Origin of the sequence: Actinomadura sp., from assembly GCF_044508335.1 — a bacterium.
Lineage (GTDB): Bacteria > Actinomycetota > Actinomycetes > Streptosporangiales > Streptosporangiaceae > Spirillospora.
In genome coordinates this window covers 1-12892 of the sequence record NZ_JBIQHY010000066.1, presented here as the reverse complement: position 1 = coordinate 12892, position 12892 = coordinate 1, and the positions used below count along the sequence as shown (strand labels likewise).

Here is a 12892-nt window from a genome sequence, read left to right as displayed (position 1 = left end):
GCCGCTGCGCGACACTGTCGGCATGGCGACGACAGAACTCGGCGCGGCCCTGCGGCGCTGGCGCGACCAGGTCCCGCCCGGCGCGGTGGGCCTTCCGGAGGGCGGCAGGCGGCGCGCCGCGGGGCTGCGCCGCGAAGAGCTGGCCCAGCTCGCCGGGATCTCCGTCGACTACATCACCCGCCTGGAGCAGGGCCGGGCCGCCAACCCCTCAACGCAGGTCGTCGAGGCCCTCGCCCGGGCGCTGCGGCTCGGCCGGGACGGGCGCGCCCACCTCTTCCGGCTCGCCGGCCGCGTCCCGCCCGGCCCGGAGACGGTCCCGGCGTACATCACGCCCGGCGTCCAGCGGATGCTGGACCGGCTCACCGCGACCCCCGTCGCGGTCTTCGACGCCATCTGGACCGAGCTGCTCGCCAACCCCCTGTACACGGCGCTGATGGGGGAGCGGCACGGCGGCGAGCGGAACGCCGTGCGGCGCAACTTCCTCGGCGCGGGCACCCGCGTCCGCCACACCCCCGAGTCCCTGGCCGCGCTGCGCGCCGCGCAGGTCGCCGACCTGCGCGCGACGGCGGGCCGCTACCCCGCCGACCGGCGGCTGCGCCGGCTCGTCTCCGAGCTGCGCGCGGGCAGCGCCGAGTTCGGGCGGCTGTGGGAGTCCGGCGCCGTCGGCCGGCACGAGTCCGCCCGCAAGACCATCGACCACCCCGAGGTCGGCGCCGTCACGCTGGACTGCGACGTGCTCGCCGCCACCGGCGGCGACCTGCGCATCATGGTCTACACGGCCGAGCCGGGCAGCCGGGACGCCGAGCGCCTCGCCTTCCTCGCCGTCACCGGGACGCGGGCGCTCACCGGATAGCCCGCGGCCTCAGGCGGCGCCCCGCCGGGACGAAACGAGCGAGCCGGCCGGCGTTCCCGCCGGCCGGCTCGCTCGTGCCCCCAAATCAGATGTCGTAGTACAGCTCGAACTCGTGGGGGTGCGGGCGGAGGCGGATCGGGTCGATCTCGAACTCGTTCTTCATCGTGATCCAGGTCTCGATGAGGTCCGGGGTGAAGACGCCGCCTTCGAGGAGGTAGTCGTGGTCGGCCTCCAGGGCCGCGAGGACCTCCGGCAGGGAGCCGGGGACCTGCGGGATCGCGCGGGCCTCCTCGGGCGGCAGCTCGTAGAGGTCCTTGTCGACCGGCTCGGCGGGCTCGATCTTGTTGCGGATGCCGTCCAGGCCCGCCATCAGCATGGCGGAGAACGCCAGGTACGGGTTGCAGGACGGGTCCGGCACGCGGAACTCGATGCGCTTGGCCTTCGGGTTCGAGCCCGTGATCGGGACGCGGATGCACGCCGAGCGGTTGCGCTGCGAGTACACCAGGTTGACCGGCGCCTCGAAGCCCGGGACGAGCCGGTGGTAGCTGTTCACCGTCGGGTTCGTGAACGCCAGCAGGGACGGGGCGTGCTTCAGCAGGCCGCCGATGTAGTAGCGGGCGTTGTCGGACAGGCCCGCGTAGCCCACCTCGTCGTAGAACAGCGGCGCGCCGTCCTTCCAGAGGGACTGGTGGCAGTGCATGCCCGAGCCGTTGTCGCCGAAGATCGGCTTCGGCATGAACGTGACGGTCTTGCCGGCGGCTCGCGCCACGTTCTTGACGATGTACTTGTAGAGCAGCAGCTGGTCGGCCGTCTTCAGCAGGGTGTCGAAGCGGAAGTCGATCTCGGCCTGGCCGGCGGTGCCGACCTCGTGGTGCTGCATCTCGACGTGGATGCCGACGTTCAGCAGCTGCGACACCATCTCCGAGCGGAGGTCGGTGTAGTGGTCCATCGGCGGGACGGGGAAGTAGCCGCCCTTGTAGGGGGGCTTGGCGCCGAGGTTGCCGCCGGGCTCCTCGCGGCCGGTGTTCCAGGCGCCCTCGACCGAGTCGAGGTAGTAGTAGCCGGCGTTCTGCCGCGTCTCGAAGCGGACGTCGTCGAAGATGTAGAACTCGGCCTCGGGACCGAAGTAGCAGGTGTCGGCGACGCCGGTGCCGCGCAGGTAGTCCTGCGCCTTCTTCGCCACGTTGCGCGGGTCGCGGCTGTACGGCTCCCCGGTGAGGGGGTCGTGGACGAAGAAGTTCATGTTCAGGGTCTTGTGCTGCCGGAACGGGTCGACGACGGCGGTCGTCGGGTCCGGGAGCAGGAGCATGTCCGACTCGTGGATCTCCTGGAAGCCGCGGACGGACGAGCCGTCGAACATCAGCCCCTCGGTGAAGACGCTCTCGCCGAAGCTCTCCACCGGGAACGTGAAGTGCTGCATCTTGCCGGGCAGGTCCACGAACCGGCAGTCGACGAACCGCACGTCCTCGTTCCTGATATAGCTCAGGACCTCTTCGGCGCTGCTGAACATCCGGCCTCCTCAAGGCGCATCTCGGCTACCCGGAAAAGCTACGGCCGCGCCGTTTCCCGGCCGTGTCCCATATGTTTCCGCTGTGTTACGCGTCACTCCATGGTGGGGCGGAGCCGCGGCGGGACGGCGCGGCGGGCGGGATAGCGTAGAGGCCATGAGCGGTGGCAAGGGGCAGGGCGCGCCCCGGCAGGGTGCGCCCCGGTGGACGCAGACGTGGCTGAGCGGCGCGGGGGCCGCGGGCGCCGATCTCGGCCGGCCCGGCGAGCGGCTCGGGCTGCCGGAGAGCGGCAGCGGCGCCGTCGCCTCCTACGGCCGGCGGCTCGTCGCGCTGTTCGTCGACTGGGCGCTGTCGATGCTGGTCGCGAGCCTGCTGGCGCGCGGGCTCGGCTGGGAGGCGGCCGAGCGCAGCCTGGCGACGCTGCTCATCTTCGGGCTCCAGGCGTGGGTGCTGACCGCGCTCCTCGGCGTGACGATCGGCAAGCGGCTCTGCGGCATCCACGTCGTCCGGCCGGACGGGCGGCCCGCCGGCCTCCTCCTGGGCCTGGCCAGGACGCTGCTGCTCCTCCTCGTCCTGCCCGCGCTGTTCTGGGACCGCGACTACCGGGGCCTGCACGACCGCGCCGCCGGCACGGTCGTCGTCAACATCTAGCCGGGCCGGCGGCCGGCCGGACACGAGAAAGCGCCCCCGCGGGGGCGCTCTTCGCACGGCGTTCTCAGCGCATCTTCGGCTTCGGGCCCCTGGGCATCTTCGCGCCCCGCGGGATCGGGCCCTTCGGCATCTGCATCGAGCGGGGCAGCGCCTGGAGCCGGTCGTTCAGCTCCGCGACCTGCCCCTTGGTGAGGTTGCGGGGCAGCTTCATCAGGTGGCGCTGCAGCTTGTCGACCGGGATCTGGCCCTCGTCGTCGCCGACCTGCACGTCGTAGATCGGCACCTGCTGGGCGGCGCGGGAGATGCGCTTCTTCTCGGCGCCGAGCAGCTGGCCGACGCGGTTGCGGGGGCCCTCCGACACCAGCACCACGCCGGGGCGCCCCACCGCGCGGTGCACCATGTCGAGGTTGCGGTTGCCGCTCACGGCCTCGGTGACCGTCCAGTTGCCGCGCATGTTCTTCAGGATCGCGGCGGCCGCGCCCGGCTGCCCGGCGATCACCTTGTACTGCGCGCGCTGCGCCAGCTGGCCGAAGACGATCATGCCGACCGCGAGCGCCGCCAGGACCGCGAGGGGGACGAAGAACCACAGCTGCCCGGCGAACAGCCCGATGACGATGACGACCACCAGGGTGCCGAGCGCCGAGGCGAACACGATCGGCAGCGCCTTCGGGTCGGCCTGCCGGAGCACCTGGGCGACCATGCGGATCTGCTTGAGACGGCCCGGACGCTCCTGGGCACCGTCCGTGGGCTTTTTCGACATGAATCCAAGGATAGTCGGGTCAGCCGCCCGACCCGACATCCCCGGCTAGGCGCGCGCCTCGATCGCCTGCTTGTAGAGGCGCCCGGCGCGGTAGCTGGACCGGACGAGCGGCCCGGACATGACGCCCGCGAAGCCGAGCTCCTCCGCCTCCGCCGCCAGCTCCACGAACTCCTCCGGCTTCACCCACCGCTCGACCGGGTGGTGGAGGGGGCTCGGCCGCAGGTACTGGGTGATCGTGACGAGCTCGCAGTCGGCGTCGCGCAGGTCGCGCAGCGCCTGCGAGATCTCCTCGCGGGTCTCGCCCATGCCGAGGATCAGGTTGGACTTGGTGACCAGGCCGGCCTCGCGCGCGTTGGCCAGGACCTCCAGGGACCGCTCGTAGCGGAACCCGGGCCGGATCCGCTTGAAGATCCGCGGAACCGTCTCGATGTTGTGCGCGAGCACCTCGGGCCGGGAGGAGAACACCTCGGCGAGCTGCTCCGGGTCGTTGTTGAAGTCGGGGATGAGCAGCTCGACGCCGCAGCCGGGGATGGCCGCGTGGATCTGCCGCACGGTCTCCGCGTACAGCCAGGCGCCGCCGTCCTCCAGGTCGTCGCGGGTGACGCCGGTGACGGTCGCGTACTTCAGGCCCATCTTCGCGACGGACTCGGCGACGCGGCGCGGCTCGTCCCGGTCGAGCGGCTCCGGCCGGCCGGTGGCGATCTGGCAGAAGTCGCAGCGCCGGGTGCACTGGTCGCCGCCGATCAGGAACGTGGCCTCCCGGTCCTCCCAGCATTCGTAGATGTTGGGGCAGCCGGCCTCCTGGCACACCGTGTGCAAACCCTCGGATTTCACCAGGCCGCTGAGCTCGCGGTACTGCGGGCCCATCTTCAGCCGGGTCTTGATCCAGTCGGGCTTGCGCTCGATCGGGGTCTGGCTGTTGCGCGCCTCGACGCGCAGGAGCTTGCGCCCCTCAGGTGTCACCGTCGTCACGCATCCCAGACTACGTCGCGATCTCCGGTGCGGCACACGGGGCCCGGCCGCTCCCGCGGCCCCCCGGCGGGCAGGGCCTCAATGCCGTATCGGAGCGATCTCGAACGTATGACAGTACCCCGTTCGACTGGCGTATTCGCGTGTTTCGGCCATGCTCCACAGTGGATCTCTCTAGGGTGACTCCCTGTCGTCACGCAACAGCGTTAGCAGGAGGACCGCAGTGGGTCTGGCAATGTCGTACCTCAGGGTGCCGCCGGTGCTGGAGGGGGAGCCGGATCCCGGCCGCATCGCCCGCCACATCTTCGGTGCCGCCGACTGGCGCCGCCGCGGCGCGTCGGGACTGTTCGAGCTCGGCTGGGCGTGGCAGGCGATGCACTACCTCGTCACCGGCGACCCGTGGGACGGGCGGCAGCCGGAGGCGGACGTCGTGTGCGGCGGTCGGCTCCTCACCGAGGACGGCGCCGACGAGCTGGGCATGGACGTCATCTACCTCGCGCCGGACCGGGTGAAGCCCACCGCGGACCACCTGGCCGCGACGCCGTTCGGCAAGGTGGCCGGGCGGTACGACCCGGCGGCGATGGGCAAGGCCGGCGTGCAGGACGCGCAGCGGCTGGACGGCGCCGCCCGCGACAAGGTCCTCAAGCCCGCCTACGAGGGCCTGGCGGAGTTCTTCAAGGCGGCCGCCGCCGAGGGCCAGGCCGTCTACAAGGTCATGGCCTAGCGCCCCGCGCGCTCTTCTACACGCCGAGCTGCGCGGTGGTGCGGTGGAACGTCTCCTCCGCGCCCAGCGCCGCGGCGAGGTGCCGCTCGACCAGCGGGACGACTTCGGCGACGGTGACGTCGCGGCCGAGTTCCCGGCTGAGGTTCGTGGACCCCACGTCCCGGATCCCGCAGGCCACGATCTTGTCGAACCAGCCCATGTCGTTGTCGCAGTTGAGCATGAAGCCGTGCATCGCCACGCCCCGCGCCACCCGGATCCCGATGGAGCCGATCTTGCGGTCGGGGGCGCCGGGCACCCACAGCCCGCTGCGGCCCTCCACCGTGACGGTCTCCAGGCCCAGGTCGGCGCAGACGTCCATCATCATCTGCTCCAGCAGCCGCACGTAGCCGACGACGTCGACGGGATCGGGCAGCCGGACGATCGGGTAGCCGGTGAGCTGCCCCGGGCCGTGCCAGGTGATCTTGCCGCCGCGGTCGACGTCGATCACGGGGGCGCCCGGGTCGCCGAACGGGCGGTCGAGCGCCTCGGTCCGCTTGCCCGCCGTGTAGACCGGCTGATGCTCCATCAGCAGGACGGTGTCGGGAATGGCGTCGTCCACCCGCAGCGCGTGGGTGCGCTTCTGCAGGTCCCAGCCGGCCTCGTAGGGGACGGCCGCCGCGCCGAACCCCGCGTGCACCACCACCAGCTCGCGTACGTCCACATCCACATCGCTCACCCGGCCAGCTTATGCCGCCTACCGGCGGGTAGCCGACGCGGTCAGAGCGCGGCGAGCAGGCGCGGCTCCAGCCGGGTCTCCTTCGCCTTCCCCGGCCCGTCCGGCTCGATGCGGTAGGCGCCCGCCTCCTGCCGGTAGGAGACGGCCTGGACGAACTCGGTCCCCACGTAGTGCAGCGCCACGGACTCGTCGGCCGCGTACCCGCCCGGCAGCGTCCCCGCGCCGACGAGCTGCTGCAGCAGCGGCCGCCGCTGCGGCTCGCTGTCGTAGTGCACGCCGCACGAGTACGGCAGCAGGCCGAGGCCGTCGGTCATCGGGGTGAGCTCCGGCCCGAACGAGTCGGTGTTGCCGCCGGCGTGCCAGCACAGCGCGCCCGCGCTCTGCCCGGACAGCACGACGCCCTCCTGCCACGCCTCCCGCATGATCGCGTCGAGCCCGTGCAGCCGCCACAGGGCGAGGAGGTTCGCGACGCTGCCGCCCGACACGTACACGAGGTCCTGGGTGAGGAGGTGGGCCCGGACGTCCTGGACGTTCGGCATGGGGAAGAGCGCCAGATGGCTGACCTCGGCGTCCATCGAGGAGAACGCCGCGTAGAAGCGCGACACGTACTCCGCGGCGTCGCCGACGGCCGTCGCCAGGAAGCAGACCCGGGGCCGGTCCTGCCCGGTCAGGTCGAACGCGTAGCGCAGCAGCGGGCTCGGGGCGATGCCGCCCCGGCCGTCCGGCACGAACGTGCCCCCGCCGATCGCGAGGATGTGCGGCTGTCCGTCGGTGCTCATTCGCCCTCCTCTTGAGCCGAGCTGTCCCAATGTCACCGTATGGCTACCGAATGGGGCCGGCCGGGACTTTGACGAATCTTGGGGCTCACAGGACGGCGGCGAGAGCCTCGTCCACGTGCTCGTGGGCGAACCGGAAGCCGGCCTCGCCCAGCCGGCGCGGCAGCGCCCGCTGGCTGATCAGCGGCCCCTCGTCGGCGAACCCGCGCAGCGCCGCGCGCAGCGCGAACCGCGGCACCGCCAGCCGCGCCGGCCGGTGCAGGACGCGGCCGAGCGCCCGCGTGTACTCCTCGTTCGTCACCGGGTTCGGCGCGGTGAGGTTGACCGGCCCGTCGATCTCGTGGTCGATGAGGAACCGCAGCGCCGCGATCTGGTCGGCGATGGAGATCCAGCTCGTCCACTGCCGTCCGTCGCCGAGCCGCGCGCCCAGCCCGAGCCGGAACAGCGGCAGCGTCCGCCCGAGCAGACCCCCGTCGGGGGTCAGCACCACCCCGGTGCGCGGCAGGACGAGCCGGACGCCCGCGTCCCGCGCCGGGGCGGCCGCGGCCTCCCAGTCGCGGACGAGCGCCGCGAGGAACCCCCGCCCCATGGGGGACTTCTCGTCCACCTCGCGGCCGCCGGTGTCGCCGTAGTAGCCGATCGCCGACCCGCACACGAGGACGCGGGGCCGCGGGTTCGCCGCCGCGATCGCCTCGGCGAGCGTCCGGGTGCCGACCACCCGGCTGTCCCGGATCTTCTGCCGGTACGCCTTCGTCCACGGCCGGTCGCCGACTGCGGCGCCCGCCAGGTGCACGACGGCGTCCGCGCCCTCCAGGGAGTCCTTGTCGACGCATCCGTCGGCGGGGGACCAGCGCGCCTCGTCGTCCCGCTCCGGCTCCCTGCGCACCAGCCGGACGACGTCGTGGCCGTCCTCCCGCAATGACTTCACCAGCGCCGAGCCGATGAGGCCCGACGAGCCCGTGACGGTGACCCTCATGTCCCCACCCTAGGCGGACGGCGCCACCGGTTGCTGAGATTCTCAGCCGGGTTCCGCGTTTCCCCGGACGCGCGGTACCCCCGCCGCGCCGTGGCGGCGCGGCGGGGGTACCGCCGGGCGGGAGGAGTACCGCGGAAGGAGTGCTAGAGCCCGAGGTCGGCCTCGAAGTTGCCCTCCTCCAGGCGGTGCTTCACCGTGGCGAGGAAGCGGGCGGCGTCCGCGCCGTCGATCAGCCGGTGGTCGTAGGTCAGCGCCAGGTAGACCATCGACCGGACCGCGATGACCTCGCCCAGCTCCGGGTCGTCGATGACGGCCGGGCGCTTCACCACCGAGCCGGTGCCGAGCATGCCGACCTGCGGCTGGTTGAGGATCGGGGTGTCGAACAGCGCGCCGCGGCTGCCGGTGTTGGTCAGCGTGAACGTGCCGCCGGCCAGCTCGTCCGGGCTGACGTTGCCGCCGCGGGTCCGCTCGGCGAGGTCGGCGATCCGCTGCGCGAGGCCGCCGAGGTTCAGCTGGCCCGCGTTGTGCACGACCGGGACCATCAGGCCGCGCTCGGGGACGTCCACCGCGATGCCGAGGTTCTCGACGTCGTGGTAGGTGACCTCGTTGGTCTCGCTGTTGATGACCGCGTTCAGCTTCGGGTGCGCCTTGAGCGCCTCGACCGCCGCCTGCGCGAAGAACGGCAGGAACGACAGCTTGACGCCCTCGCGGGCCTCGAAGTCGGCCTTCGCCTGCTCGCGCAGCCGCGCGATCTTGGTGATGTCCACCTCGACCACGGTGGTGAGCTGCGCGGACACCTGCAGCGACTCCACCATGCGGCGCGCGATCGTCTGCCGCATCCGGGACATCTTCTCGGTGCGGCCGCGCAGCGCGAGCTGCTCGGCGGGGGCGCCGGCGGGCGCCGGGGCGGCGTGTCGGCCGACGGGGGCCTGCGGCGCGGCGGGGGCCGGGGCGGGCGCGGCGGCCTGCTGCTGGGCGGCCTGCTGCGCCGCGCGGGCGGCCTCCAGGACGTCCTGCTTGCGGATGCGGCCGCCCACGCCGGTGCCCTTCACCGTGCCGAGGTCGACGTTGTGCTCGGCGGCGAGCTTGCGCACCAGCGGCGTGACGTACGGGCCCTCGCCGGACGGCGCCTCCGGCTGCGCCCGGCCCGCGGGGGCGGGCTCGGGCGCCTGCGGGGCGGGCTGCCCCGGCGCCTGCTGCGGCGCGGCCGGAGGAGCCGGCGGGGCGGGCGGGGCCGGGGGCTGCTGCTGCGCGGGCGGCGGCCACGCGGCGGGCGGCGGCGCCTGCTGCTGCGGGGCCTCCGGCTGCGGCGGCGCCTGCGGGGGAGCCGGCGGGGCCGGCGCCTCCTGGGCGGGCGGGGCCTGCTCCGCGGCGGCGGGGGCGCCGCCGCCGGACGGCGCGTCCCCCTCGTCGCCGATGACCGCCAGCTCGGCGCCGACCTCGACGGTCTCGTCCTCGGCGACGGTGATGCTGGTCAGGATGCCCGAGGCGGGCGAGGGGATCTCGGTGTCGACCTTGTCGGTGGACACCTCGAGGAGCGGCTCGTCGGTCTCGACGCGCTCGCCCTCCTTCTTGAGCCAGCGGGTGACGGTGCCCTCGGTGACGCTCTCGCCGAGCTGGGGCATGGTGACGGAGACCGGCATGTCTCAGCGACTCCTTCGTATGACTGGTGCGGCGTTCAGCCGTGCACGTGCAGTGGTTTGCCGGCGAGGGCGAGGTGGGCCTCGCCGACCGCCTCGGACTGGGTCGGGTGGGGGTGGATCAGCTGGGCGACCTCGCCCGGCAGGGCCTCCCAGTTGTAGATGAGCTGGCCCTCCGCGATGAGCTCGCCGACGCGCGCGCCGACCATGTGCAGGCCGAGGACGGGACCGTCCACGGAGGCGATCACCTTCACCTCGCCCTGCGTCCCCAGGATCTTGCTCTTGGGGTTGCCGGCCAGGTCGTAGGTGAACTCCTTGATCTGGTGCCCGCGCTCGCGGGCCACCGCGGACGTGATGCCGACCGAGGCCACCTCGGGGTCGGAGTAGGTGATGCGGGGCACGCCGTCGTAGTCGATCGGCGCCGGGGCGAGCCCGCTCAGCCGCTCGGCGACGAGGATGCCCTCGGCGAAGCCGACGTGCGCGAGCTGCGGCGTCTGGATGAGGTCGCCGACCGCCGAGATCGTGGGGACGTTCGTCCGGCAGTACTCGTCCACCTTGACGAACCCGCGCTCGGTCTCGACGCCGGCCTCGGCCAGCCCGATGCCGTCGGAGACCGGGCCGCGGCCCACCGCGACGAGCAGCAGCTCGGCGTCGACGGTCTTGCCGCCCTCCAGGGTGACGGAGATGCCGCCCTGCGTCGTCTTGGCGCCCTCGAACCGGGTGCCGACCTCGAACTTGATGCCGCGCTTGCGGAACGCGCGCTCCAGCCGCTTGGAGCTGGACTCCTCCTCCAGCGGCAGCAGGTGCGGCAGGGCCTCCACGATCGTCACCTCGGCGCCGAACGAGCGCCACACGCTGGCGAACTCGACGCCGATGACGCCGCCGCCGAGGATGACGACGGAGGCCGGGACGTGCTCCAGCCGCAGCGCGTGGTCGCTGGAGATGACGCGCTCGCCGTCGATCTCCAGGCCGGGCAGCGTCTTCGGCTGCGATCCGGTGCCGAGGACGATGTGCCCGCCCTCGATGACGGTGGTCTGCCCGTCCGGCGCGGTGACCTCGACCGAGGTCGGGCCCGTCAGCCGGCCGGTGCCGTGCACGATCTCGATGCCCCGGGACTTGATCAGCCCGGTGAGGCCCTTGACGGTCGTGGACACGACCTTGTCCTTGTAGGCGTTCACGCCGGCGACGTCGATGCCCTCGAACGTGGTCCGGACGCCGAACTTCGCCGCCTCGCGGGACTGGTCCGCCACCTCGGCCGCGTGCAGCAGCGCCTTGGTGGGGATGCACCCGCGGTTGAGGCACGTGCCGCCGAGTGTCTCGTCCCGCTCGATGAGCGCGACCGACCTGCCGAGCTCGGCGGCGCGCAGCGCGCACGCGTAACCGCCGCTGCCGGCTCCCAGGACGACGATGTCGAAGGGGCCGCTGTTGGCCACTGGACGCTCCCTTTCCCCTGTCGTGGCGCCGGCGTGGACCGCGGCGCCCTGGCCCTCAGGGCGGGGCGGGGCGCACCGTCACCCGGGCCCCCGCCGCCATGAGAAACCTATTGTGTTCTCCGCCGGGTGACAGCGGCGGGGTTCGCTACAGAATTCCCGCGGCGACGTCCTCGGCGATCTGCACCAGCGTGCGCGTCGCGGCTCCCGTGCCGCCCTTCGGCGTGTACCCGTACGGCTCGCCCTTGTTGAACGACGGGCCCGCGATGTCCAGATGCGCCCACTTGACGCCCTCCGGCACGAACTCCTTCAGGAACGTCCCGGCGACCAGCATGCCGCCCCACCGCTCGCCGCTGATGTTGGCGATGTCGGCGACCGACGAGTCGAGGCCCTTGCGCAGCTCCGCGGGCAGCGGCATGCCCCACGACGGTTCGCCGGCGCGCTCGGCCGCCGCGACGACCTTCGCGCGGACGTCGTCGTCGTTGGCCATGACGCCGGCGGTGCGGGTGCCGAGCGCGACGAGCTGCGCGCCGGTGAGCGTGGCGACGTCGACGATCAGGTCGGGGGAGTCCTCGCCGGCGCGGACGAGGGCGTCGGCCATGACGAGCCGCCCCTCGGCGTCGGTGTTGAGGACCTCCACCGTCTTGCCGCCGTAGATGCGCAGCACGTCGGACGGGCGCTGCGCGGTGCCGCTCGGCATGTTCTCGGCGATCGCGAGGTAGCCGACGACGTTGACCTTCGGGCCGAGCTCGGCGATGGCGGCGAGCGCGCCGAGCACGGCGGCGGCGCCGCCCATGTCGGACTTCATCCAGTCCATCGCGTCGGTCGGCTTGAGGGACAGGCCGCCGGAGTCGAACGTGATGCCCTTGCCGACGAGCGCGAGCGTCCGGGACGCCTCGGCGTGGGAGTAGGCGAGCCGGACCAGCCGCGGCGGGTTCACCGAGCCCTGCCCGACGCCCGCGATGCCGCCGTAGCCGCCCTCCACGAGCGCCTTCTCGTCCAGCACCTCGATGCCGAGGCCGGCCTCGGCGGCGACCCGCCCGGCCTCGGCGGCGAGGTCTTCGGGCGTCAGGTGCGACGGCGGGGTGTTGACCAGGTCGCGGACGAGCTTCACCGACGCGGCGAGCGTCCGGGCGCGCTCGACGGCGGCCTCCTCGGCCGCGGGCGCCAGCAGCCGGATCTCCTCGACGGGGGCCTTGCGGCCCTCGCCGTTGCGGTAGGCGTCGAACGAGTAGGCGCCGAGCAGCGCGCCCAGCGCGACGGCCTCCACGCTCTCGGCGGTCTCGGCGGGCAGCGCGACGGCGGCCCGCGCGGTGCCGGCGAGGGACCGGAGGGCGGCGCCCGCGGCGCGGCGCAGGTCTTCGGCGGTCGGGTCGGCGCCCAGCCCGGCGGCGACGATCACCTTGGCGGGGACGGCGCCGAGCGACGGCAGCCGGGTGATCTCCCCGGCCTTGCCGGTGGCGCCGAGCGCGGTCAGCGCGTCCGCGAGGCGGCCGTCCATCGCGCGGTCGAGGTCCGCCGCGCCGGCGGCCGGTGCGGCGCCCTCCCCGTCCGGGGAGACGCCGATCACGATCGCGTCGGCGTCGAGGCTGGCCAGGGGTGCGCTGTCAAGGCTGATGCTCGTCACGTAGCACGATGTTAGTCCTCCCGGTGACCGGTTTCGTCCTTTTGGATCAAGCATTGCCGGCGCCGGCGACCCGGCGGACCGGCGGCTCAGCCGGCCGGGGCGGCGAGGACGACGAGCGCGGCCGTGCCGGCGGTCTCCACCAGCGCGCCGAGGACGTCGCCGGTGACGCCGCCCAGGCGGCGGACGGCGTGCCGGAGCAGCACCAGCGCCGCGGCGAGGCCGGCGAGCACCGCGGCCGCGGCGTGCGCGGCTCCGCCCGGCCC

Annotated in this window: 13 protein-coding genes; 3 read left to right on the top strand and 10 right to left on the bottom strand. The window is 73.3% G+C overall.

The genetic code is table 11. The features are described from left to right. The first annotated feature begins 22 nt into the window (after positions 1-22). A complete protein-coding gene (locus ACIWVC_RS21490; protein WP_396449863.1) occupies positions 23-853 on the top strand; it encodes a helix-turn-helix transcriptional regulator in 831 nt (276 codons plus the stop codon). Between the two features lie 85 nt (positions 854-938). Here ACIWVC_RS21490 and glnA read toward each other — a convergent pair whose 3' ends face one another. Next, the gene (glnA, locus tag ACIWVC_RS21485) at positions 939-2363 is read right to left on the bottom strand and encodes a type I glutamate--ammonia ligase (protein ID WP_396449862.1); all 1425 of its coding nucleotides are present in this window, start codon (positions 2361-2363) and stop codon (positions 939-941) included. Positions 2364-2517: 154 nt separating this feature from the next. On the opposite strand from glnA, the gene ACIWVC_RS21480 reads away from it, so the two are divergent. Continuing rightward, positions 2518-3012 carry an RDD family protein gene (locus ACIWVC_RS21480; RefSeq protein ID WP_396449861.1) on the top strand — a complete coding sequence of 165 codons (495 nt, stop codon included), beginning with the start codon at positions 2518-2520 and terminating at the stop codon, positions 3010-3012. Between the two features lie 64 nt (positions 3013-3076). On the opposite strand, the gene ACIWVC_RS21475 is transcribed toward ACIWVC_RS21480, so the two are convergent. Both ACIWVC_RS21475 and lipA read right to left on the bottom strand, forming a co-directional pair. Continuing rightward, complete coding sequence (locus ACIWVC_RS21475) at positions 3077-3772, bottom strand: DUF4191 domain-containing protein (protein ID WP_396449860.1); 696 nt, start codon at positions 3770-3772, stop codon at positions 3077-3079. A gap of 45 nt (positions 3773-3817) precedes the next feature. Further along, positions 3818-4744, bottom strand: a complete 927-nt coding sequence (gene lipA / locus ACIWVC_RS21470; RefSeq protein ID WP_396449859.1) for a lipoyl synthase — start codon at positions 4742-4744, stop codon at positions 3818-3820. Positions 4745-4964: 220 nt separating this feature from the next. On the opposite strand from lipA, the gene ACIWVC_RS21465 reads away from it, so the two are divergent. After that, the gene (locus tag ACIWVC_RS21465) at positions 4965-5465 is read left to right on the top strand and encodes a DUF1877 family protein (RefSeq protein WP_396449858.1); all 501 of its coding nucleotides are present in this window, start codon (positions 4965-4967) and stop codon (positions 5463-5465) included. Between the two features lie 16 nt (positions 5466-5481). Here ACIWVC_RS21465 and lipB read toward each other — a convergent pair whose 3' ends face one another. From lipB to ACIWVC_RS21430, 7 genes are all read right to left on the bottom strand, one after another. Next, on the bottom strand, positions 5482-6180 hold the full coding sequence (gene lipB / locus ACIWVC_RS21460) for a lipoyl(octanoyl) transferase LipB (protein WP_396449857.1): 699 nt from the start codon (positions 6178-6180) through the stop codon (positions 5482-5484). Between the two features lie 41 nt (positions 6181-6221). Continuing rightward, positions 6222-6959 (bottom strand): Type 1 glutamine amidotransferase-like domain-containing protein, encoded by a 738-nt coding sequence (locus ACIWVC_RS21455; RefSeq protein WP_396449856.1) that lies wholly within the window; start codon positions 6957-6959, stop codon positions 6222-6224. An 85-nt stretch (positions 6960-7044) separates the two neighbouring features. Further along, entirely contained in the window at positions 7045-7932 is an 888-nt protein-coding gene (locus ACIWVC_RS21450; protein WP_396449855.1) for a TIGR01777 family oxidoreductase, read from the bottom strand. Between the two features lie 143 nt (positions 7933-8075). Beyond that, on the bottom strand, positions 8076-9575 hold the full coding sequence (gene sucB / locus ACIWVC_RS21445) for a 2-oxoglutarate dehydrogenase, E2 component, dihydrolipoamide succinyltransferase (protein ID WP_396454469.1): 1500 nt from the start codon (positions 9573-9575) through the stop codon (positions 8076-8078). Positions 9576-9610: 35 nt separating this feature from the next. Then, positions 9611-11005 (bottom strand): dihydrolipoyl dehydrogenase, encoded by a 1395-nt coding sequence (gene lpdA, locus ACIWVC_RS21440; RefSeq protein ID WP_396453176.1) that lies wholly within the window; start codon positions 11003-11005, stop codon positions 9611-9613. 145 nt (positions 11006-11150) lie between these two features. Beyond that, on the bottom strand, positions 11151-12683 hold the full coding sequence (locus ACIWVC_RS21435) for a leucyl aminopeptidase (protein ID WP_396453178.1): 1533 nt from the start codon (positions 12681-12683) through the stop codon (positions 11151-11153). A gap of 32 nt (positions 12684-12715) precedes the next feature. After that, the gene (locus tag ACIWVC_RS21430; RefSeq protein ID WP_396454477.1) at positions 12716-12859 is read right to left on the bottom strand and encodes an adenosylcobinamide-GDP ribazoletransferase; all 144 of its coding nucleotides are present in this window, start codon (positions 12857-12859) and stop codon (positions 12716-12718) included. Positions 12860-12892: the final 33 nt, after the last annotated feature.